The following is a 23,262-nucleotide window of genomic DNA, read 5'->3' as shown; positions in this document are numbered from 1 at the left end:
GTTCTGAAAATTGTTCACCTAAGTGTTTCTAGCTAATGGTTTTACCTGCCGTTCGCTCTAGTCGTGTAGCATTACCTGGTTCTTCAGTGAGTTATTCCTTATCATGCTGCTAGTAATGTATGATGTGTTCATCCATAATTTTTGGTGATGTAATGCTGTCTAGAGGCTATTTTTTACATTTTCCTTTTTCTGAACAATCATTTAACAGGTTACTTTATTACTTTTATCCATCTGGTTTTTCTCCAAGGGAGAGTATTTTTTCTCAGGTTATTTCTCCTGATCCAGAGGTGTTGCTTTTTGATGACGACATAGTTTCTTTTTTAATTGCTTTGGATAGTGGATCTGATGAAGAGCTTGTTGGTATTGCACATCGTATAGGTAGTGACAGATTTTCTAAGGTTGCCGCAGCAGATTTTAGAGATGTTATTCATTCGCGTGTGTGCCAGCTGTTCATATTGTTCGATCAAGATACATATTGTCGTTTATCTGCTATTTTTAGCCGCGGTGATATATTTGTTTTTCTACAAGATCTGTTTCTAGATGATCAGTGGACGGGATTTGTAGCTATTTACTTGTTTCGTTGTGTGATTAGTAAGTTTTCTACTACTTCATCTACTCGTATTAACTACGAACTTATTACCAAATTAAAGACCAAGTTGGTAAACCTACACTGCATATTTCCCCCGTTTGTTGAAACAGGTGCAAAGAATACTGAGTGGGAGCATATATTAGATGCATATCGTGATACGGACCTTTTTTCTGATTCATATAAGAAAAGATTGTTGTTTTTAAAATATTTGGATCAGGAAAGTTATTTTTCATATTGCTTAAGATTGACTAATGTATTACCGTCTTTTTCGCGGTTATTACTAATATTGCAAGCAATAGTATCTATGACATCTTCGTTAGACTATGTAACAGAAGAGCAAGAACATTACTTAAAGAAAAATCTAATTTCTCACTACGGAAACATGGACATGCCATTGTTGGTTACAGTGTTCCAGTATCTCCTAGAAAATAATATGGATGAACTAAAGTGGGTAAAAGAAGGTGAGAGGAATGTGTTATTAGTTACTATATTGAAGACTATAAGAAGAAATGCTGAGCACTACGTATTACACACTGCTGATGCTGTATGCAATAAACTATCTCAGTTATTATCAGCTACTGATTGCAGAAGATTCGAGGGCGGATTAGCTCTTTCTAAGGAGCAGTGGATTCCTCATACTGATCGTGAGGTTGATTTGGCTGCAGCTTCAGCTTTGTTGTCTGATTCTGTAGATGCTGTAGATGAATTTTTGCAAAATTATTCCAACGGCGGGGTTCACTATCGCCTATTAATTAATAGACTCGGACAAAAACTAAGGCACTCTTCGGTTTGGATGAATTTATCCAGTGTGAATTTTTTAGTGCAAGCTATAGAGGATAATGGAATTTCCTACCCCCTGGTGCTTCGTGTTGGCTCGTTATGGTTGATGATATTTCGTGTTGTAGATTACAAATCAAGAAAGGTACTGAAGACAAAAGTAGGTGGTAAGCTCTCAAAAAAACTTCAACACCACAGTGATCACTATGTTCTGTACGACTTTCGCCACGGAGCTTCCTATACTTGCGGTAAATCTCGTCAGCTAGTTGAGCTTATTTGGATGTTATTGGGAGTTCAAATCTGGCTTCCATCATCTGATATAGAAACACTTAATGATTCATTGCGTCCTTCCAAGGCTGGGCATTGCAATGTTGGACCATTTAAGATTACACGTTTTTGGGATGAAAAATCCTCAGAAATGCAGTGGCTTGTTGAAAGAGAAAATTGGCCTCCCAAAATTTTTATAGACCCTATTTCTTTGCGTCGTTGGTTGCGTGTAGAGTGTGGCATTTACCAGGATGGTGCAATTTTACAAGAGGTGCTGTATTCGTCAGTAGATAGGGGAAATCTTGCTTGTGTGCGGATTGCTTTGGCAATTCCTTGTTCAGATAAGTCGGCACGAGACTTTTTGTTGAATGGACACAAGTCCAATTCTGATCAAGAGATGTTAGTGTGGGATGCTATGAATAATATGCCGATTGTTTCTACGCTTGGGCCTTTACATGAAAACAAGTGCTCCTTTCCTGATTCGTTATCCATAGCTCATACCATTATAGATTGGGACAATTCAAGTTTAGGTAACGCAGATGCTAGATTTTTTGCTTTTGCAGGACTTATTGCCCTTTGCTGTCGTTCCAGGGGGTCATATTGGTGGCAAAATGGTCTATTTTTGATTCGTACTGCGTTTTACCGTGGTGTAGGTGTGGATTTTGTGATAAATGCGGTTTCCTTGTTGCCACGTATAATAGGGTTTGACAGTGTTGCGCTATGGACGTACTCAGAGAGTCATTTATCTTTGGTTGCTGGGCTATGTCAGCTGTATAACTTGCCACTAAGTGTATGTGATCTTAAGAAGTGGAGATCTTTCCTGGAAATATCTACAAAAGACTCCACATTTAGGAAATATTATGAGGAGGGAGGGGTGTGCCCGACGAAACTGTTAGAACCTCATACCCTTCATCAGTGACCAAAATCGTATGCTCCCACTGTGCAGAAAGGCTTCTATCCTTGGTTGTAACAGTCCATCCATCCCGTAGTACCTTTATATGTCTTCCACCTTGGTTTATCATAGGTTCTATCGTGAATGTCATTCCTGGCAATAGTTTTAGACCGGTGTTTTGTTTGCCGTAATGTAATACTTGTGGGGACTCATGAAAGTTTTTTCCAACCCCGTGACCACAAAACTCCCTTACCACAGAAAATCCAAGGTTTTCTGCGAAAGATTGAATGGAGTAACCTATATCACCCAGAGTGTTTCCTGGTCGTACCTGGGTTATGCCTACCCACATGGCTTCATAAGTTTTTTCAACTAGACGCTTGGCATGCTGCGCTACTTCCCCTACCATGAACATGCGGCTTGTGTCGCCATGGTACCCATCTTTAATTACAGTAATGTCTATATTTACTATATCTCCATTTTTTAATTGACGATCATTTGGAATGCCGTGGCATATAATATTGTTTACAGATGTGCAAATTGACTTAGGATATGGAGTACTAAATCCAGAGGGGTGATAGTTAAGCGGTGCAGGTATAGTTTGTTGAACATTTACCATGTAGTCATAGCAATGCCTATCAAGCTCTTCAGTAGTTATTCCCGCTTTGACATGTGGCGTTATAAAATCAAGTACCTCAGATGCCAATTTGCCAGCTATTCTCATTTTCTCAATTTCATCTGATTTTTTGATTAAAACAGCTTCGTCCCGTCTAGACATACATTCCCTCACAGTCGCGAGCACTTACCACTTTTACCTACTATCATAGCTCTTTTGGGTATTTTTCGGGACTAATTTTTATTTATTTAATCTAGAAAGTAGTTTACGTATTACTAATAAGTCCCTTAGAATTGAACACCGTTGTAAAATTTGCGCGTAGGACAGGCATAGGGTGCTTTTTTTTTGTCCTGCGTTAGTGTGAACCCTTGTGCGAGGATATCTTATGGGAGCAACAATTCGTCAGATGTTGGAGGCAGGTTGCCATTTTGGTCATCAGGTTAGGTTCTGGAACCCTAAGATGGCACCGTATATTTTTGGTCAACGTAACCGTATCCATATAATTAATTTGGAAAAGACAGTCAAAATGTACCGTGATGCGTTACGTTTTGTTTCAGGCTTGTCGTCTAACAATGGGAATATTTTGTTTGTTGGTACTAAAAGGTCAGCTCGGGATATTATCTCTGAGGAAGCTACTCGGTGCAGTATGCCATATGTCCATTATCGTTGGCTCGGCGGTATGTTGACCAATTTCAAAACTGTGCGCCAGTCAATAAAGCATTTGCGCGAAGTGGAGGAATTGTTCTCAGATGAGAGTAAGCAACAGTTTTTGTACAAAAAAGAGATGATCATGAAGCAGCGTGAATTGGCAAAGCTGCGTTGTAGTTTTGGTGGAATTTCATCCATGCATAATCTTCCTGATGCTTTGTTCATAGTAGACGTTGGATATCAGAAGATTGCTGTTGCAGAAGCCAAGAAATTGGGTATTCCAGTTGTAGGTGTTGTTGATACTAATGATTCCCCAGACGGGATAGATTATGTTATTCCAGGAAATGATGACTCTGGGAAGGCTATTCGTTTATATGCCAGTGGTATAGCGGATGCAATTTTAGATGGTCGCAAGCGAAGTAGAGATGCGATGGTTTCTAGCATTTCGGAGGAGCTTGTCGAGGTTAGCAATGCTGATGATGCAGAAGGCGTATCAGATTTGGTGTGAGTCGACGATTGTTGGCCAATAGGCGAGGGTATATGAGTGAAATTACAGCTGCTATGGTTAAGGAATTAAGGTTAAAAACGGATGCTCCTTTACTAGAGTGTAAAAAAGCTTTGGTTGAAGCTGGTGGTGATATGAAGAAGGCGGAGGACATTTTGAGGGTTCGCTTAGGCGATAGGGCCACAAAAGCCTCCTCTCGTGTTGCTTCTGAGGGCATAGTTTTGTGTCGCATATCAGATGATCGTCTTTCTGGTGTTTTGTTGGAAGTAAACTGTGAGACTGATTTTGTCTGCAGAAATGAGAGTTTTATAGATTTTTCTTATTCTGTGGCCTCTTTGATTTTTCAGGAACGCCCCAGCGACATAGAGAACTTAATGAGTTTGTCTACAGAAGGTAAGCAAACTATAGAGGATATGCGAGTTGCATTGGCTGGTAGGATCGGAGAGAATATTACTATACGTCGCTTTACCTTGTGGCAAAGCGAGTGTAATTTGACCTGTTATGTTCATGGTTCGCGTATAGGTGTAATGGTCGAGTACAGTGGAGATGACAATGCAGCAAGGGATGTTGCTATGCATATAGCGGCATCTAGGCCGTTGTGCGTGTCACGCGATGATGTTCCCAAGGATATTTTGGAAAGAGAAATGGAGATCTATCGCCAACAAGCTGCTCAATCGGGTAAATCAGATGAAATAATATCCAAGATGGTTAATGGTAGAGTATCAAAGTTCCTGAGTGAGGTTAGTTTACTTGATCAGCCTTTTGTTAAGGATACCTCTAAGTCTGTTGGAGAAATGCTAGTAAGTAATGGTACTGTTGTTCATCGCTTTCAATTCTTTGTGGTAGGTGAGGGGATAGAGAAGGAGCGGGTTGATTTTGCCAAAGAAGTGGCAGCAGTCAAATCCATGTAACCTCGGGGGAGTTATGTCCGTTGTACGCCACAGGCGTGTTCTTCTTAAGTTGTCCGGTGAATCGCTTTCAGGGGGTGATGGTTTTGGTGTTAATTCTGGCGTACTCTATGCCATAGCAGACGAAATAGCGTCGGTTCGTGCCATGGGGGTTCAGATTGGTGTTGTTGTAGGTGGGGGCAATATCTTCCGAGGATCTAACTTGGTCGGTCTTGGTATGGAGCGAGCAGATGCAGATTATGTTGGCATGTTAGCTACAGTTATGAACGCCATTATTTTGCGCGAGGCTCTAAGGCAAAGGAACGTTTCTGCTCGTTCTATGTCCGCACTACAGATTGAGACCATAATAGAGTTGTACGTACGGAATAAGGCCATTTCGTACTTAGAGGATGGTTTTGTTGTTATATTTGCGGCTGGTACTGGTAATCCGTTTTTTACTACCGATACTGCAGCCTCTCTTCGTGGTACAGAGATTGGCGCTTCTATAGTTTTGAAGGCCACTAAGGTTGATGGTGTGTATGATAAAGATCCGAATATCTATGATGATGCGGTTCGCTATGATTCTGTTTCCGTTGACGTGGCTTTGGCTGAGGGATTGCGAGTTATGGATTCTACAGCGCTGGCATTGTGCAGGGATCAGAATTTACCCATTGTGGTCTTCAATATTTTTAATCCAGGCGCTCTATCTAGGATTGTTTGCGGTGAGCCAGAAGGAACGCTGGTTTATTGTTAACATGTTAAATGAAGGATTTATGCGTGGTTGATGACATACAGCGGCTTACACAAGACAAGATGGAGAAAACTATAGGGTCGTTGAAGGTTTCTTTGTCTAAGATTAGGACAGGGCGTGCTAATACTTCTTTGGTTGAGGATGTGTTGGTCCCTTACTATGGATCTACGATTCCAGTTAAGCAGGTTGCTAGCCTTACGCTGAGTGATTCTCGTACCATTATGATTCAACCATGGGAGAAGTCTCTGCTTCCCGCTATTGAGAAGGCCATTCGTGATTCAGATTTGTGCTTGAATCCTTTTACGAAATCAGATGCAGTGTGTGTTCCTATGCCTGCTCTTTCTGAAGAGAGGCGTCGTGATTTGGCCAAGCTTGTGCGTTCTGAGAGTGAACTTGGAAGAGTTAGCATTAGAAATATACGTAGGGATGCTAATTCTTCTCTGAAAGAATCCTTAAAGAAGAAGGAAATTTCAGAGGATGAAGAACGCTCTTTACAAGACAAGATTCAGAAATTAACTGACCGTTTCATCGCTGATATTGATGATATTATGCATGCAAAGGAAACGGAAGTAATGACTATTTAATTATCTGCAGGGGTGTTTTTTGTCGCAATCATCATCCGCTGTGGAGGTTCCGCAGCATATAGCTATCGTTATGGATGGTAATGGTCGCTGGGCTGAGAAGCGTTCTATGTCGCGGTTGTCTGGTCATAGCAAGGGTGTTGATGCTGTTGAAAGTGTTGTGCGAGGGTGTTTGTGCCATCGAGTGCCTTGCTTGACTTTGTTTGCTTTTAGCACGGAGAATTGGCGTCGTCCAGTATCGGAAGTGGATGCTCTTTTTTCATTATTAGTTGTCGCTCTTAGGCAACATATGGGTTTTTTGAAGGAGCATGGAGTTTGTTTATCTTTTATTGGTGACAGGTTTTTCTTATCTAACTATTCAAGCTTGTTAGATGAGCTGGGGCGAGCAGAGGAAGAGACTCGCGGAAATAATAAGTTGTTCCTCAATATAGCCCTAAACTACGGGGGGCGTTGGGATATAATCCAGGCTGTTAAGGGTTTTGTCTCCGATCATCCTTCCTTTTCCCCAGAAGATATTAGTGTTGAAAGTTTGAGTCCGTACTTTTGTCTTTCTCACCTACCTGAGCCGGATCTTTTTATTCGTACATCTGGTGAATATCGCATAAGTAATTTCTTTTTGTGGCAATTGGCTTACACAGAGTTTTATTTTACACCTGTTTTTTGGCCTGATTTCAATGAGAAATCCCTTACTGATGCTATCGGAGTTTTTCAGCGCAGAAACAGGAGATTTGGATCGGTAGGGGGCAGTGTTGATTGTGATTTTGGAGATGTCCTTTAGATGTTGCTAAAAAAGTCTCGTTTTAGGGAGCTTCTACTTCGCTCTATCACTGCATTTTTCCTATTAGTTTTGTTGTTTCTTGTAGTGAAATTTTTGTCCCCAGCTATGGCTATGGTGGTAGTTGGGCTTTTACTTTTGCTGTCACTTTGGGAATGGAGCAGGTTATTCATTACATTACCTAAGTCACGTGCGCTGGATTTTATGATTTTTGCATCTACCGTACTATATGGTGTTTTTGCTTGGTATCTACCGAAATCACAAGCTCTTAGTGTGGCTTTCGTATTTTCTGGTTTATGGGCCTTGGTACCATTTTCTCTAATAAATTACAGTGCTAGTTCTTGGAGCATGTCAAATCCGTTAGCCTTTTTGGGCGTATCCTGTATCCTGATTGGTTGGTTGTCTACATTCTGGATATTCCGTTTTCTGGGGGCAAAATTTTTGTTCTGGTCTGTTTTTATTATTATGTCTATGGATAGCTGTGCATATTTTATTGGTACGTTATTTGGTCGTACTCCTATAGCTCCTTCGATTAGTCCGCGTAAATCGTTTGAGGGTCTTTGTGGTTCATATATTGCAGCCGTCTTAGTACTATTAATATCCCATCTTTGGGGGATAGTTATATTGCCGTGGAAGTTTTCTGGGGCCGACTTTTTTATTGCTGCCATTTTTGTTTCCTATGCAGTTTCCGGTGATCTTCTAGAATCTGCCGTTAAGAGGGTGTCTGGAGTAAAGGATAGTGGTAACCTTCTTCCTGGTCACGGGGGTATTTTAGATAGGTTTGATTCATACTTTTCTATGATGCCTCTATTGTTTTGTATTTTGAATCGTTAGCCAGAAGGGACGCAATGCCTAGGAATGTCGTGATTGCCGGATCTACTGGCTCAATTGGAAGTCAGGCGCTTGATGTTGTACGCCTATACCCTGATAGGTACCGTGTTTTAGCTTTGTCAGCTAATGAGAAGTGGCCACTCTTGTATGAACAATGTTGTGCATTTAATCCTGATTATGTGTGTGTTGCTAATGATGATGCCTTTAAAGCTTTGTCCTTGGCCCTTTCGGATAGGGACGTTTGTGTTCTTTCTGGGCGCGATTTTCCCCGTATAATCTCACTGCCTGAGGTGGATGTTGTACTTGCTGCAATTACCGGTACAGCAGGATTGGTTGCAACTTGTGCTGCTTTGGAGTCGGGCAAAGAGGTTCTTTTGGCAAATAAGGAATCCTTAGTTGCTGGAGGCCCAGTGATAATGGATGTTGCGCGTAGCTCAGGCGCTAATATTATTCCCATCGATAGCGAGCATTCTGCTTTGTTACAGTGTCTTTTACCTAGGGATTATTCTTGTGAAACTTCAGCAAATCTTGTAAAGCGCCTAGTGCTGACAGCATCTGGGGGGCCATTTTGGCCGCTTCCTTTTTCTCAGCTTGACAATGTAACTCCCGAACAAGTTTGTACCCATCCGCGCTGGTCAATGGGTCGTAAAATTTCTGTTGATTCGGCTACTATGGTAAACAAAGGACTTGAAGTGGCTGAGGCTTGCTGGTTATTTGGAGTTTCTCCAAGCAAGGTTGGGATAGTTGTGCATCCCGAGAGTATAGTTCATGGATTAGTTGACTATATTGATGGGGTAACTTTGGCTCATATGTCCTATCCTGATATGAGAACTGCACTATCCTATGCTTTGTCATCTTCTAATAGGCATATATCGGGTGTATCTAACATTGATTTGATCAAGCTTGGCAGTTTATCCTTCCATGCGCTTGATACAAATATTGCTCCGTGTTTGAAAATAGTACTTGATGCTGTTACAGCTGGACATAGCGATTGTATAATTGTAAATGCTGCTAATGAGGCGGCGGTGCAGCTATTTTTAAGCGGTCAAATTCGTTTTACAGATATTCTTACTATAATTTCTGAGACTTACTCTGGAGTGCCTGCGCGTCCATGTTCTACATTGGATGACATATTGTGCTTTGACCAGGAAGTTAAGGCTTATGCTAGCACCGTTGCTAAAGATAGGTTATCTATTTGTGTAGGTTAGTTGTTTTCCGTTACTAGGCTCGTGTTATTTTTGGTTAAGAAGATATATTGATGAAAAAAAGTGTTTTTCTTTTTTGCTGCTTGTTGTTGAACTGCCTTTGTAGTTTTGCTGCTGTCCCTAATGCTATATCCAACATAGTGGTTAAGGGCTTGGTTCGTATGCAGCCTAAGGTTGTTATAGATGGTTCAGGTTTGCATCCCGGGGACTCTTGGGATGAAGAGCATTTTTCTCAGGCTATTCATAATCTTTTTGAGTCTGGTTTGTATACAGATATTAGGTTTTATCGAGATGATAATGATCAACTTATTATTTACGTGCGGGAAGCTCCAACTATAAGCAGTATATCCTTTAGTGGCATGTACGCTTTTAGTGACAATGTAGTAAGGAAAGGACTTTTAGCTGTAGGAATTTATCCAGGTAACGTATTTAGCCCTGCAGTATTGTACCGAGCTGTTATTGAGCTTAGGCAGCAGTATTTGCTTGATTCTATGTATGCTGTTCATATTAAAACACAAGTAACTCCACTGGAAAATAATCGTGTGTCAGTACAGTTTTTGGTGCGGGAATCTCCTACTGTACGAGTACGTGGTATTAATTTTTCGGGGAACAATAGTTTTTCTAGTAGTAAATTGTTGTCCAGTATGTCTCTTAGACCTACTGGATTTTTTAGTTGGTACACGAAGAATGATAGGTATTCTCGTAGTAAGCTAGATTCTGACATCAGTTCTTTGATGAGCTATTACTACGATCGCGGGTTTGTAGATTTCTTTATACAATCTGAGGAAGTATCTGTTGTACCAGATTTATCAGACACTTTTATAAAAATTTCTGTACATGAAGGTCAAGTATTTAAGTTTGGTAAGGTTGTTTTCGATGGGCCACTTATAACAGACGAATCTTTTAAAAAAATGCTAAGTATTCGTCCGGGCGATATTTTTAGTAGAAAGGCCTTGATTGACTTTGTCAAAAAATTGACTAATTTCGTTGCTGATAGGGGATATCCATATGCTACCGTGGATGTGCATCCAGACGTTCATAGAGATAGCAAAACGGTTGATGTTAAACTTGTTTTACGGACTGGTAAGTTGGTCTGGGTTAGGCACATAGATATAGACGGTAACACGATGACAAAAGATGAAGTGATTCGTCGTGAGTTTCGTCAATATGAAGGTGCAATGTATAATCTTTCTAAAATTGAACGCTCCAAGGAAAGGCTTAATAGGCTAGGCTATTTCTCTGATGTGGTATTTAACATGGTTCCCGTTTCTGGTAGAGACGATCAGACCGATATCCATGTTTCAGTTAAGGAAAGGCCATCAGGACAATTTAGGTTCGGTATAGGCTATTCCTCGGCAGAGAAGGTTGTGCTGTCACTGTCTGTTACTCATCCTAATGTTTTTGGGACAGGAAATCTTGCCAGTATTCGTTTAAATACTAGTTCTCTTAACCAACTTATAGATGTAAGTTACGTTAATCCTTACTGGACTATTAACGGAATAAGTAGTCAAATCGGATTTTACCGCAATGCTGTTTATCAAGGTGTGTTGGGGATTGCCAACTACCGTGCTGTTAGCACGGGAGGTAGGTTGCGTTTCGGTATTCCGATTTCTGAATTTGATACGATATTTACTGGTGTTGGTGTAGAGCATGTTGACCTAACTGTATACAAAGATAGCCCAAGCCAATTTGTTAAATTTGTACACCAACATGGTCCTTCAAACTCTATTCTGACCCAGGATTTTTCATGGACTAGGGATCTAAGAGACAGTCTAATATACCCAACTAAGGGAGTGTATGATCAAGTATCTGCTGAGATTACTTTGCCAGGTAGTAATTTAAAGTACTATGTTCTTGACTATAAACATCAGAATTATTTTCCTATAAGAGATGACGAGCTGGTTTTGCTGCTGCGTGGGCATATCGCGCTTGGACGAGGATTAGATGGCTCTTCATTACCATTCTTTAAGAACTTTTATGCCGGGGGAATAGGAACCGTTCGTGGGTACTCTACAAGTTCTCTTGGTCCGCGTGATAGCAGTGGCAGTGCTTTTGGTGGAAATACAGAAGTAGATGGTGGTGCGGAATTGCTTTTTCCAATTCCAGGAATGGGAAAAGATCGCTCATTACGGATAGCCGCTTTCCTAGATTTTGGCCAAGTATATGGCAGAGGTGATTACAGGCTACGGTACAGTAGTTTTAACATAAAAGATTTCAGGTACTCTGTGGGTATGGCATTGTCTTGGCTATCACCTATGGGACCCCTAAGATTTTCCTATGGATATGCTATTAATCCTGCTTTTGATGACCATGTACAAGCTCTTCAATTTACCGTTGGTACAGCTTTTTAAAGTAAGTGATAAGTGGAGGAATTTTAGTGCGATCATCTATTGTTTTGTTTAGTACATTGTTTTTTCTTATACCAAGCTATGTTTATGCTACTAAGATCGGTTTTGTAGATACTCGTCGCATTCTTAGGGAGTCACAATTGGCTCTAGATGCAGAACATAGACTATTGAAGGAATTTGAACCACGCCTACAAAAAGTTAAGGATCTAGAGGCAAGTTTGGGTGAGATTCAAGCAAAGATGGATGGTGTGGATGGAAAGATATCCTACGATGAACGCCATGAACTAGAAAGAAAATATAATGAGTTGACACTTGAGCTACATATGGCTAGAAGAGATTCTGCAGAAGCTCTAAATTCTCGGCGTAAAGAGGAGTATCAAAGGATAATTCGTGCCGCTAACTCAGTTGTCCGTAAGGTGGCTGCGCGCGAGAGATACGATGCTATCCTGCAGGAAGCTGTATACGTTAATAAGAATGTTGATATTACCGATCAGGTTCTAAAACAACTTAGCTATTCTCAAGCCGATGATACAACATCAAAGTCTTGAAATAAGAGAGAATAATATGATTACTGCTCAAGGCATAATGTCTAATCTTCCCCATAGATACCCGTTTTTATTGGTGGATAGAGTTATTTCCTGTGAACCTAGCCAAAGTATCGTTGCTATCAAGAACGTTACCATAAATGAACCATTTTTCGTGGGTCATTTTCCAGGAAATCCAGTTATGCCAGGTGTCTTAGTAGTTGAGTCTATGGCACAAGCAGCGGGGATCTTACTTACCATTTCCTCAGAAGGAAATGCTAACAGCAGCAAAAACGATGTGTACTACCTCGCCGGTATCGACAATGCTAGGTTTAGAGCACCTATAGTGCCAGGAGACACTATAACCATAAATGTTTCTATGCTTATGAAACGTACCTCTATAAGTAAATATTCTGGACGCGTTTACTGTGGAGAACGTCTTATGGCTGAGGCTAATATTATGTGTGCTAGGGCGTAGTTATGCTAGTTTGTGGTGTTGATGAAGCGGGTAGGGGGCCTCTTGCTGGTAGCGTGTTTGCTGCAGCCGTGATTTTGGATATGAGCCGTAGCCTGCCAGAACTAAATGACTCCAAGAAGTTATCTAAAAAAAAGCGTGAGGAACTGTTTCTTGTTATTCAAGAGACTGCTATAGCATGGGCCGTTGCAGAGGCAACAGTGGCAGAAATTGACCAAATGAACATATTACAGGCCAGCCTGTTAGCTATGAAACGGGCATTTGATAAGGTTTCTCATGTTCCATGCGACGATGTTTGCATTGATGGCTCTCATTGTCCTAATCTCAGTACAGTATGTAGAGCAGTTGTATGTGGGGATGCTTTGATACCAGCTGTTAGCGCTGCCTCTATCATGGCCAAAGTAAGCAGGGACCATTATTGCAGTGTTTTGCACGAACTATACCCACAGTACGATTTTGTCAAGCATAAGGGATACCCAACAAAGCAACATTTTTTACTCCTGGAAAAGTTCGGACCGTCTCCAGTACATAGATGCTCATTTGCTCCAGTAAAGAATTTACTAAAAGAAAGTTGCTAAGGTCTTGACCAAACTTCAGCTTTGATTAGGTAATTAATCATATTAAAGTAGGTAGAGTATAAAGTAGGTAGAGTACCCCCACATTATGGGCTCTGCGGTTACGTCGTATCCTAATTTTAACGAACACAGAGCACTCAAGTTTATCTAGTGATATGATAGGAACAAACTTCAAATTACCAGAATCAGTTCACCAATACGCACTTCTCTAAAAACGTAACAGCACTTTCTATTAAACATAAGAATGTAATTTATTACCCCCTTCTCCATCAACTGAAAAACACAATATGCTTACTCACAGATCGGTAAATACTGAGCCTTCCTTTGCCTTAAAGAGAAAATACTTGCGAATAATTTCGGTAGATGGAGTAAATTAACTAAACTGCAATATTCTGGTACGTTAACGACATAATCGTTTTTTTATGCTTCTATGATTAAATTAAATTCGCCCACTTTCTTACTAATTCAACTAGTTCAGCAGCAGTCTTTTCAAGATAATTTTATTCTTGTGTTCAGGTACATTCCCACCCCTATCAGCCTCTGCTGCATTGCCTTGTACCATAAAATGAGATCTAGTATCTAAATATACAGCTAGTAATAATTGTCTAATGCAATCATCAACAGTTATATATTTTATATTTTATTTCTCAATTAACTAATTCTATACATGAAGGGCAATTTTTTTAGTAGAGATAAATCTATACTACTAACACTAGTATCATGTTATTTATCAACTACGGTGCTATTAATATCACTATTGTTACTGACTATAGGTTATGTCAAGATCATATTGTCTTTATTCCTGTGCAGTTACAATTGGCTATGGTCAATTATGACCATAGCCAATCCGATACCAATGCTATAAATTTTAAAGAAATTTTTTTATGTACAAATAAGCACGTCTATATTATAAACTTGAGTAATAAATTTTTAACAAGAACCATACCTATTCTCCACTAAGTGCTCTCAGAAGATATTTAGATGTAGCACGTGCATAATCAGTATCAACTGATAGAGCAGACGCAACACTCATCACGTCCGATCCTGATGGTGGTATGGTGTGTTCTCCCCAATCAGATAATAATGAATTCATCAGATTTACTGACCTACTTCTCACTCTAGTATCTACTTCATCACTTTTACTACCTTTTTTAATAGAAGCACGATCAATTAAAGATTTAATTTTAGATTTAGCCTCGGATATTCTTTTTTTACTTTGTGATAACGATGCTTTTCCACCTTTTCCTAACAAACCGTGTCTAGATTTAGCACTAGATGTCCCTTTTTTACTTTGATAAGACGTTGCCTTTTGGCTTTTTTCTTCTAATAAACCATATTTTTCAGCGGCATTGTGGGCTGAATTTATAAGTTTATCTCTATTTTCGTGTACAACTTTTGTTAGACTTACTAAATTTTTCAATAGTAAGTCATATTTATAAGATAACTCCGCTTGAAATTCTGAAAATTCTTTGTCTATAGTTGAGTCTATCTCACTCATTTTTAGGATCAACATTTTTTTTAAACCATCTGATGGTTGACCTATATCTTCTGATCCTTCTATGCGAGCGGCTAAGGCTTTTACTTCCTCCACAGCACCCATTAAATATGTACTCATTTTTTTATGCATGTTCAACATCTGAGATGTAATATCCTCTATCATATCTTCACTTAATTCATCTTCAGACCGTGATCTTAAATTTTCTAATGATGACGTATTAGGGTACGTATTTTCTTCAATAAAATACCCCTCCATTAACCTATTTGATATCCTTAAATATAGTGGTATTGTGTCTTCTCTAAGAGTCAGTAATAATTGAGAAATTTCTTCCGTATTATCCAATTTTTGTCCTAGGCTAGATACAATACTATTAGCCTTTGTAATGGTAGAACTGGCCTTTTCTCTAACTGTAATATCTAATTTGCGTGAAGATGATTGTCCGGAACCTATATTTGCACCTGCTCTATGAAGTGCATCAGAAAGTGTACCAGATATAGCTGATACAGATGAGCTGTATGGTGATAATGACTCTGAACTGCCTCTACCTGCGCTTGCTCTACGAAGCACATCAGACGACATAGCTGGTTTGTGTGAAGATGATGTCCCGGAAGCTACATTTGCACCTGCTACACGTGCAGCCGCTCTACGAAGTGCATCATATACATCTGACGATCGATCTTTATTACGAGAATGTTCTTCAGATGTTTGTGATATTTCTCTACCTGTTGATAATGACTCTGAACTGCCTCTACCTGCGCTTGCTCTACGAAGAGCATCATAAATAGCTGATTTGTGTGAAGATGATGTCCTGGAACCTACATTTGCACCTGCTCCACGTGCAGCCGCTCTACGAAGTGCATCAGATACAGCTGACGATTTGTCTTTATTACGAGAATGTTCTTCAGGTGTTTGCGATAGCTCTCTACCTGATGACGTCTTACCTGAAGTATTAATGGTGCCGCTTTCTTTTAAGTTATGATTTGCATCAGTATCATCAGTGCTTTGACGACTATATTCATTAGTTCTCATATTTTAAATCCCTAAAATTAGAGCTGCTAATAGTACGGGTTGAGTTTTTATAGTGGTACAAAGTTTCATCTCTGGATTAAATGCTACTTCCTTGTTTGTATCCTACAAACGAACAATTATAGAATTTACTCTGCTCCTTTGATACAAATACAAACTCTTTTTATCCGTAATAATGTAGATTTTTATTTAATATGACGCTTTAGATTACTTTTGATGACATAGTTACTTAAGCAATCTTCATTTAATATTGTTATTTTTAACTGTATATCATGTTTAAATATTAATGACACAATATCACGCTTATTACTTAGTTTTTACTATCCTACCTATTATACACAAGGTAATTTATTCTATGCTTTATAAGCACATAACAATCTTATTGCTAAATAAGTTAATTATCTTAAAAACACAGTGCAACCCATATAGTAGGTTGCACTGGATGATATGTATAGCTACTAACCATTTTGCACTGTAACATTGTGTTGCCAGCATTAGATTATAATGTATTCATAACCCAAGCCATTTAATTTCCGGTAGCATCCCTTGCCCTTGGCGGTCTGTTGGGACCACCAATATTCCTTGGTGGAAGTGGAGGTGCCGTATCCTCACCAGAGCTGGCATTGTAATCTCTGAATACATCCTCCAGCTCTTGAGCATATGCTTCATCTAATGAAGCACGCATTTCACCTGGTGTATGATCAACAAAAAGATCATCAAACTCCGTAAGCAGTTCTTTCATCAATCCATCATCAATTTTATTTTTATTGACAGCAGCATACCCGTCTTCACCGGCAGTTATTCTATTGTCATAATGTGGTACTGTACTATCACCCCTATTGTCATACTGTGTTCTGGTATTGTCTCCAGGAAGAGATGAATGTGGTTCTCTACCGCCTCTACCAGCAACGCTATCCATGTCTTCATATATATGCTCACTACCGCCACTTCCTCTTCTAGCAGCACCATAATCTATTTCTTCATAAACGTGATCAACAGGAAGAGGGGGGGCACTAGGGGTAGCATGTACAGATCCTTGGGATCGATTATTGGAGATTAACCCCAATGATCTTGCTGGATTGAAATCCCTGGCATGACGGACAATGTTTGTTTTCAATTTAGCGAAGAAACCCCTAATTTTACTCAACAGACCTTTAGAATTTTTTCCTGTATGTGAACCGATGTTTGCAGGAGATTGTGCCACTAAATTACTTAAACCTTCTCTTCGACCACCATCATCTCCATGATGACGTACAGCACCTTGCCTTGTTAAACCATCTGTTTGATTACTGCCTGCGCGATCACGCACAGCACCTTGCCTTGATAATTGAGAAGCACCTCCACCTTCGTTTCCCTCAACAGGTCCAGGTAGACCAAATGGTCTCATTTGCCCATTCTTAACCATTTTAGATTTAACCTTGAGCTCCATCTGAGTAATTTTAGCTTCGAGATTGCTTTTGAGAGTTGCAAATGCATTTGCTATCTTATGACCTAGTTGACTCAACTTTGCCTTTCCCTGGGCCATTAACTTGTTTGCACCACTAGCCCCTTTACTTTTTCCTGAGCGGCCAGCATTTTCTGAAGTTGCAATCTCCATATTGCGTGAACTAATTTCACGTGCCGAACCCTCGTCTGCAGGGCTACTTGCAGCTCTAGCATCAGAACCATCACCAACTGAAAGTTGTTCGTTATCATCTTCAGGAGCTTCAGGTCCCCCTGCGGGACCGCTTTGATCTACTCTACCACCACCTGGTGCAGCATTAGGATCAATCATAGTTGCTCTTCCTTATTAAGTGTAACTGTGTTAACCGTGAACTCTTCCCCCGGTACATCCTGATTACTCTACACAGGACAGGAACCTCATATATGCAAACATGCAAACGCAACCACTAGGGAAAAAACCTTTAAAGTTTTTCCTAGATATAGATACTGAGACACTGTGAATTGACTGCATGTATGACTTATAGTTCTTTTTATAGGTTTTTTTTATGAGCATATTTGCTAAATTGATTAATTTTTTGCTTTACGTAGGCAAAAAAAATCAGGCTACATTGAGCCTGATAGTTATATTTAGTGACTGTAGACAAGTAAATAGATTTTAAAATCCCTGGGAACTACAAATACTTTCTACTCTTTCTGGGGTTAGATTTGGCAGTTCATATTTTAATTTAATAATTCGTATTGTTCCATCAGTGTTTATTAAGACCTCCATACTGGACGATATGTCTATTCCTGCAAGCAGTTCTGGATCTGTGAAGACAAAATTGGAGTTTTGTCTATGAGCACTGACATCTTTTTTAACATCCACATAACGTTCTTTTTCCTGTACATATAGTGCGCGAGCAACTCCGGAAATGCTGCATGTCATAACTACCTGTCCTGATGGTAGCACGCGTAATTCATGTTTGGTAGTACCACTAAACTCCTCATTTATTCCAATTCCCGCTTGTACTGGGAAAAGTAAATGGCTTACAATCCACCCTGTATTCAACATAACAGCAGCAGAGCTTTGGTTCATTATGGCGCATAATACTTCAAAAGCTTCTGGTGTAAGTCCTAATTTTGCTACTTCTTTAACAAAAAACCTAGACATTTCCTCTGTTACTTCTGCTTCATTTTTACCCTCTGTACCACCATCTATATCATTTGCAGATATTTCTACTCCACAAACCGTGTATAACGACCGTCTAAGATCTTGTATAAGAGAATTTTGAACGGCATAATCTTTTCCATCTACGGTGACTTTAGTTCCATGGTCAGAACTTGTTGTTGGCAAGTAGTTGCCCATAGTGTGTAGAGCATAAGAAGTTGGAAGCTCAGATCTATTTTGATAATAGTAATCATATTTTTGACTGTAGCAAAAACCAAGTACTTCTAGTACCCCTCCTTCTACATCATGTTGTTTTCGTTCTTTTCTAGGAGGCGAACCTCTTCCCCGCAATGCCATACCAAATCTGGAAATTCCTAGAGCTCCATCCAATTTACTCAATGATATACCTAGCTCTCTAGGCATTGAGGAGGCAGTTTTCTCAGATATTTTTTCAATTACTTTTCTTGCCTCAAGCATCCACCATCCAGAAAGAACACGTTTGGCAGCTGCTAATGCATTTGCATTTTCTTTAGATAATGACTCGACCGCCATTCTGACAGCTTCCCTTTCTGATAGCAGGCCTTTAGGAAGATGAGAAATTACACTATGTGCTGTTAGGGATATTTTTTTAAGTTTCACTAATAAAATCTGTTCGTTCCCTGCTGGAAGCGCTGCAGCACTTTCAAGTAAATCTTTGTACATTTCTGCTATATCTCTTGTTACTTCTTCTGCTTTTTCCTTAGAAGCTGCATGTAATTCTGAAACTTGCTTGTGTCCAAATAGTTTTAGTACTTCTTCTGCTGCAATAAGCGTGCTTAATGATGCATCTTCAGTAACCCAATTCATGCCAGAAAACATAAGTAATGCCATTTCCATATGTTGTTCTTTTTGTGAACTGTGTTCACTAATAAATGTATATATCCTTCTAGCTTTTTCCACAGATTTTGCAGTGATTCTTATATGCTTAGGTACAGCTCTTCCCGTTTCTTTATCAATAACACATGAATTAGCTTCCATAGATGACATCATTGATAAAATAAAGGCTTCTTCATAATCACCAACTCTTTCTTCAGCAGCTTTTATTTTTTCTCCAATCATTTTTCCTAAGGCATCTTCCGATAATGCTACTTCAGCTAGTTTTGATTCAAGCTCAGATAGATTACCTGTGTTTTGTTTTTGTTCTTCCATGACCTTTAATGAAAAACCACGAACACTACTTGGAATAGATGAATAAGAAATCAGTTTCACTGTGACTTCATATTTGCAAGAAGTAGTAATTTCGTCACACTTGTAAATAAGGTCAGTGTTTGTAGGCATACTAGATAGTTTTTTATCAAGCTGATTGCAAAAGTGAGGATTACCAACAGACTCTGCTGCGTACGAGGATAAGGTAAATCCTACTAAAGCTTCTTCTTCTGCACACATCAATTTGTATCTATCCGCACAGTTGGTAACTACATCTTTCAGTAGATTACATCCTTCTGGTTGGGATTGAGCGATGAATTCAGATTTGTAAAAATCTCCATCTAGCATAACAGTCAGTACAGACTCTAGCTGTTCTTTGCTAAGATTAGACGATGAATTGTGATGTAGTAATCTCAATAAAGCCGACACAACACCACCAACGGCTTTTCTTCTTTGTTCTGACTTAGAGCAAGCTCGTTCTACTTTACTTAATACTGATAAAACACTAGCCATTAAGCCCCCTGCTGCACAAGCATCAGCCCTAGGAGACTCTTGTTCTGACCAACATAAAATTAGTAATTCTTTTACTGATCCTTCCTGTGTGCTACTAGTACCCTCTTGCAATTCCTCCTCAAGGTATTTGCTAAATCTGTCAAGAGACGATAAGAATTCCTCGTCTACTTCTTCCGTGCCTGACGTTAATTCAGACCACATTTTACCTATGAGTCCAAGTTCTCTAGCAAGTGTTTCCCCTGAGTATGCACTCGGTAACCCTTGACAAAGATCTGAAAAATCTTTGGAATGATGTTCTTTTTTTATATCCCCAGATTCTTTAGTAACGAGCGAAAAAACATCCTCTTCACCAGAACCACAGGCTAGAGAATACCCTATGTTCGATGCCATTTTATCTGTCCGATTAAATATCGTGAGGAGCGCGCATCCCACTCTTGAAGGTAGTTGAGCTGCACTTCCACGGTATAAGGTTTAGAGTAACCTGGCATGTATAATGATACCTATACATGCCTCCGTGATTGATTCGATGACGATGATGTTATGCCATTTGCGCTTGGGTTTCTATTGGAGTAAGTTCTCAAATGGAGTAAGTACTCAGTAGGTTAATTGCTTAGATAGATTAAGTACCCAGTGGACTAAGTTCGCAAGCAAAGTAAATTCCCAAATTTGTACAAATTCAATGTAAACAATTCACTATAAAACTTCACTTCAAACCTTAAATTAGCAAATTACCCTGTGTTTTATAACACGCCAGTTACCCTAGAGCTGCGCTATCCTTATTAAGGAAAATCTTAAGAGATTTAGCGTGTTATAGGTTTTTTAGTTTGGTAGAATGTTTACAGTTACTAGTAGCGTTAGTATCATGTTTATGCCATTACAATTGTTACTATGTTTGTATAATTAGTATTGTTTCGGCATACATACACGTGATGTACCGAACAGCTATTTTTACTTTTACTTTAGTTTCATGTGTGTGCAATCCTGTAATCAAAGTAAGATAGGAGGTCGTTTATCTATGTGTATCGGAGTCTTGCCTATATTGTACATTTCTGGATATCAATTTTCACGTATGGGTAACTTGGAGGAATTGCGTAGTTGGTGCTTAGATACTGCAGACTCTATGGGATATGATATAAAAGGTACCATAATCATAGCAAACGAAGGAATTAATTTCTCACTTTGCGGACCATCTCCAGAGTTAGAGGAATACTATAGTGCCTTGTCTAAAAGAGCCAATTTGGTATGTAGTATACGTAGGAGCTACGCCACTAGAATTGGTTTTCGTAGATTTTTAGTGAAAATTAAACCAGAGATTGTATCTTATCGTTGTCGTGAGGCTACGTACCGTCCTTTACCTTACTTGTCCGTAGAAGATTTTCACAGATGGATGAGTATGAGTAGTGATGATGCTGGTACTCCATTGTGCTTAGTAGACGTGCGCAACGATTTTGAGTATCAGATGGGAACATTTTCTGGTGCTGTAAATGTTTCAATAAATTCATTTGGCGAATTTAGCCGCAAAATGTCTCGCCACTTGCTAAAGGAAAATAGCACCGTAGTTACTTTTTGTACAGGCGGTATTCGCTGTGAAAAAGCATCCCACTGGTTTTACAGTGAAGGCATTAGTGCTTACCAGTTGGATGGAGGGATTATTAGGTATCTGGAGGTATTTGGACAGGGGTTTTTCCAGGGGACGTGCTTTGTGTTCGACGGAAGAATCACTCTTGACGGTAGCTTATCTCCCACTAATCCTTATTATCTGTAGTTTCGCTCAGCACGTAGTTTTGACCGCAGTATGGGCACATTATTTCACCTGTTTTTTTAATGTCCAGATACACCCTTGGATGAAGATTCCAAAGTTCCTTTGTCCTAGGGCAGTGAAGTGGGAGCTCCGCAGGCGATATCGTTACCACTGTTGTCTGGCCATGATTAGAAGACATATCAGGTCCTTGTGTCTATTTCTGGGATCCTAGCATGCTTTTATCTTATTTTCTAGAGTGGAAAATGGTACAATTGACTATACTGTGCTGTATGGTTTACGTATCTCTGGGGGCGCTTTTATATGTCAAAGGGAAGAGTTTTTATTGGTCTCTCTGGCGGTGTTGATTCTGCTCTGTCTGCCTGGTTGCTGCAAAACAAGAATTATGATGTTAGCGCTGTTTTCATGAAAAATTGGCGTGAGGATTTTTGTCCATCAGCTACTAATACTAAAAGCAATTATTGCACACAAGATGATGATCTTAATGATGCTATATCTGTATGCGATCACCTATCCATATCCCTGGAAGTGGTAGATTTTTCTAAGCAGTACTATGAACGGGTGTTTACCCACTTCTTATACGAATACAAGCATGGCCGCACTCCAAACCCAGATGTGTTTTGCAATGCGTACATAAAGTTTGATTCTTTTTTGAATTACGCTTTATCCAATGGTGCTGATTACATAGCAACCGGACATTATGCCCGTGTTGAAAAAGGGCCAGACGGTATCTACCGTCTTCTTAAGGGGACCGATCTTACTAAGGATCAAAGCTATTTTCTCTATCGCTTAAACCAATATCAGTTGCAACATGTTATCTTTCCTCTTGGGAATTTAGATAAGGTTACTGTACGTAAACTGGCACGCAAAATCGGTCTTCCTAATGCCAATAAGCGCGATTCTACTGGAATTTGCTCCGTTGGTGAGAGGCCTTTTCGTGAGTTTTTGTCAAGTTTTTTGCCGGCTCATCCGGGTCCTATCTATACCCTAGATGGAAAATACCTAGGTCAGCACCAGGGTTTAATGTTTCACACCATTGGGCAACGCCGAGGACTCGGTATAGGTGGTGTTCGTGGCTATGATGCTAACCTGGCTTGGTATGTTGTCTCTAAGGATGTTAATCGTAACGCTCTGATTGTTTGTTTGGGAGAGCACCACCCATCTTTGTATTGTAGGATAGTTGATTTAGGAGATTTATCGTGGATTGGTGAGTGCCCTAGTGATGGAAGTAATTGCTATCTTTCGCAAGTTCGTTACCATCAATCTGATCAGTTGTGTGAATACTATGGCTTTGGTACTGCTTCCGGGCGTGTTGTGTTTTCCTCTCCTCAGCGTGCTGTTGCTCCAGGCCAGTCGTTGGTTATATATGATGGCGCTATCTGTATGGGGGGAGGTATTTGCGTGTCTATGGAGAATTAAAATGTTACTGATGCTAGTTAATGCTGCTA

Annotated in this window: 19 protein-coding genes; 14 read left to right on the top strand and 5 right to left on the bottom strand. The window is 39.8% G+C overall.

Annotation, left to right across the window (positions count from 1 at the left end; genetic code table 11):
• Window positions 1–119 precede the first annotated feature (119 nt).
• On the top strand, window positions 120–2,552 hold the full coding sequence (locus A6733_RS02820) for a hypothetical protein (RefSeq protein ID WP_092402431.1): 2,433 nt from the start codon (window positions 120–122) through the stop codon (window positions 2,550–2,552).
• Here the strand turns inward: A6733_RS02820 and map are convergent.
• Window positions 2,482–3,300: a type I methionyl aminopeptidase gene (gene map / locus A6733_RS02815; protein WP_092402433.1), complete on the bottom strand. Its 819-nt coding sequence runs from the start codon at window positions 3,298–3,300 to the stop codon at window positions 2,482–2,484. The two genes, A6733_RS02820 and map, sit on opposite strands and share 71 nt — an antisense overlap.
• A 223-nt stretch (window positions 3,301–3,523) precedes the next feature.
• Between map and rpsB the strand changes: the two genes are divergently transcribed.
• The 11 genes from rpsB to rnhB are packed head-to-tail and all read left to right on the top strand — an operon-like array spanning window position 3,524 to window position 13,246.
• Window positions 3,524–4,294, top strand: a complete 771-nt coding sequence (rpsB, locus tag A6733_RS02810; RefSeq protein WP_092402435.1) for a 30S ribosomal protein S2 — start codon at window positions 3,524–3,526, stop codon at window positions 4,292–4,294.
• A 32-nt stretch (window positions 4,295–4,326) separates the two neighbouring features.
• Entirely contained in the window at window positions 4,327–5,202 is an 876-nt protein-coding gene (gene tsf / locus A6733_RS02805) for a translation elongation factor Ts (RefSeq protein WP_092402437.1), read from the top strand.
• A 13-nt stretch (window positions 5,203–5,215) separates the two neighbouring features.
• On the top strand, window positions 5,216–5,932 hold the full coding sequence (gene pyrH, locus A6733_RS02800; RefSeq protein ID WP_092402439.1) for a UMP kinase: 717 nt from the start codon (window positions 5,216–5,218) through the stop codon (window positions 5,930–5,932).
• A gap of 59 nt (window positions 5,933–5,991) precedes the next feature.
• The gene (gene frr / locus A6733_RS02795) at window positions 5,992–6,513 is read left to right on the top strand and encodes a ribosome recycling factor (RefSeq protein ID WP_242641474.1); all 522 of its coding nucleotides are present in this window, start codon (window positions 5,992–5,994) and stop codon (window positions 6,511–6,513) included.
• Between the two features lie 19 nt (window positions 6,514–6,532).
• Window positions 6,533–7,288: a polyprenyl diphosphate synthase gene (uppS, locus tag A6733_RS02790; RefSeq protein WP_278183824.1), complete on the top strand. Its 756-nt coding sequence runs from the start codon at window positions 6,533–6,535 to the stop codon at window positions 7,286–7,288.
• A complete protein-coding gene (locus A6733_RS02785) occupies window positions 7,289–8,119 on the top strand; it encodes a phosphatidate cytidylyltransferase (RefSeq protein WP_092402441.1) in 831 nt (276 codons plus the stop codon).
• A gap of 14 nt (window positions 8,120–8,133) precedes the next feature.
• A complete protein-coding gene (dxr, locus tag A6733_RS02780; RefSeq protein ID WP_092460364.1) occupies window positions 8,134–9,324 on the top strand; it encodes a 1-deoxy-D-xylulose-5-phosphate reductoisomerase in 1,191 nt (396 codons plus the stop codon).
• Window positions 9,325–9,374: 50 nt separating this feature from the next.
• Window positions 9,375–11,672 (top strand): outer membrane protein assembly factor BamA, encoded by a 2,298-nt coding sequence (gene bamA / locus A6733_RS02775; RefSeq protein ID WP_092402445.1) that lies wholly within the window; start codon window positions 9,375–9,377, stop codon window positions 11,670–11,672.
• Window positions 11,673–11,698: 26 nt separating this feature from the next.
• A complete protein-coding gene (locus A6733_RS02770) occupies window positions 11,699–12,217 on the top strand; it encodes an OmpH/Skp family outer membrane protein (RefSeq protein WP_175330496.1) in 519 nt (172 codons plus the stop codon).
• A gap of 16 nt (window positions 12,218–12,233) precedes the next feature.
• Window positions 12,234–12,671: a 3-hydroxyacyl-ACP dehydratase FabZ gene (fabZ, locus tag A6733_RS02765; RefSeq protein WP_242641470.1), complete on the top strand. Its 438-nt coding sequence runs from the start codon at window positions 12,234–12,236 to the stop codon at window positions 12,669–12,671.
• A gap of 2 nt (window positions 12,672–12,673) precedes the next feature.
• Window positions 12,674–13,246 carry a ribonuclease HII gene (gene rnhB, locus A6733_RS02760; protein ID WP_092402451.1) on the top strand — a complete coding sequence of 191 codons (573 nt, stop codon included), beginning with the start codon at window positions 12,674–12,676 and terminating at the stop codon, window positions 13,244–13,246.
• 943 nt (window positions 13,247–14,189) lie between these two features.
• On the opposite strand, the gene A6733_RS02755 is transcribed toward rnhB, so the two are convergent.
• The 3 genes from A6733_RS02755 to A6733_RS02745 form a co-directional block, all read right to left on the bottom strand.
• Window positions 14,190–15,770: a coiled-coil domain-containing protein gene (locus A6733_RS02755; RefSeq protein ID WP_092411199.1), complete on the bottom strand. Its 1,581-nt coding sequence runs from the start codon at window positions 15,768–15,770 to the stop codon at window positions 14,190–14,192.
• A 523-nt stretch (window positions 15,771–16,293) separates the two neighbouring features.
• Window positions 16,294–17,541 (bottom strand): hypothetical protein, encoded by a 1,248-nt coding sequence (locus A6733_RS02750; protein WP_092460363.1) that lies wholly within the window; start codon window positions 17,539–17,541, stop codon window positions 16,294–16,296.
• 324 nt (window positions 17,542–17,865) lie between these two features.
• Window positions 17,866–20,445 (bottom strand): hypothetical protein, encoded by a 2,580-nt coding sequence (locus A6733_RS02745; protein ID WP_092401860.1) that lies wholly within the window; start codon window positions 20,443–20,445, stop codon window positions 17,866–17,868.
• A gap of 625 nt (window positions 20,446–21,070) precedes the next feature.
• On the opposite strand from A6733_RS02745, the gene trhO reads away from it, so the two are divergent.
• Window positions 21,071–21,820 carry an oxygen-dependent tRNA uridine(34) hydroxylase TrhO gene (gene trhO / locus A6733_RS02740; RefSeq protein ID WP_175330574.1) on the top strand — a complete coding sequence of 250 codons (750 nt, stop codon included), beginning with the start codon at window positions 21,071–21,073 and terminating at the stop codon, window positions 21,818–21,820.
• Here trhO and A6733_RS02735 read toward each other — a convergent pair.
• The gene (locus A6733_RS02735) at window positions 21,801–21,995 is read right to left on the bottom strand and encodes a zinc-finger domain-containing protein (RefSeq protein WP_092401867.1); all 195 of its coding nucleotides are present in this window, start codon (window positions 21,993–21,995) and stop codon (window positions 21,801–21,803) included. The genes trhO and A6733_RS02735 overlap by 20 nt on opposite strands.
• 122 nt (window positions 21,996–22,117) lie before the next feature.
• Between A6733_RS02735 and mnmA the strand changes: the two genes are divergently transcribed.
• On the top strand, window positions 22,118–23,233 hold the full coding sequence (gene mnmA, locus A6733_RS02730; protein ID WP_092401870.1) for a tRNA 2-thiouridine(34) synthase MnmA: 1,116 nt from the start codon (window positions 22,118–22,120) through the stop codon (window positions 23,231–23,233).
• Window positions 23,234–23,262: the final 29 nt, after the last annotated feature.

Source organism: Candidatus Ichthyocystis sparus (assembly GCF_900078745.1).
In the GTDB taxonomy this organism is placed as follows: Bacteria; Pseudomonadota; Gammaproteobacteria; order Burkholderiales; family 2013Ark19i; genus Ichthyocystis; species Ichthyocystis sparus.
Note: the sequence above shows the minus strand (reverse complement) of the source record. Positions and strands in the feature narration are given on the sequence as shown.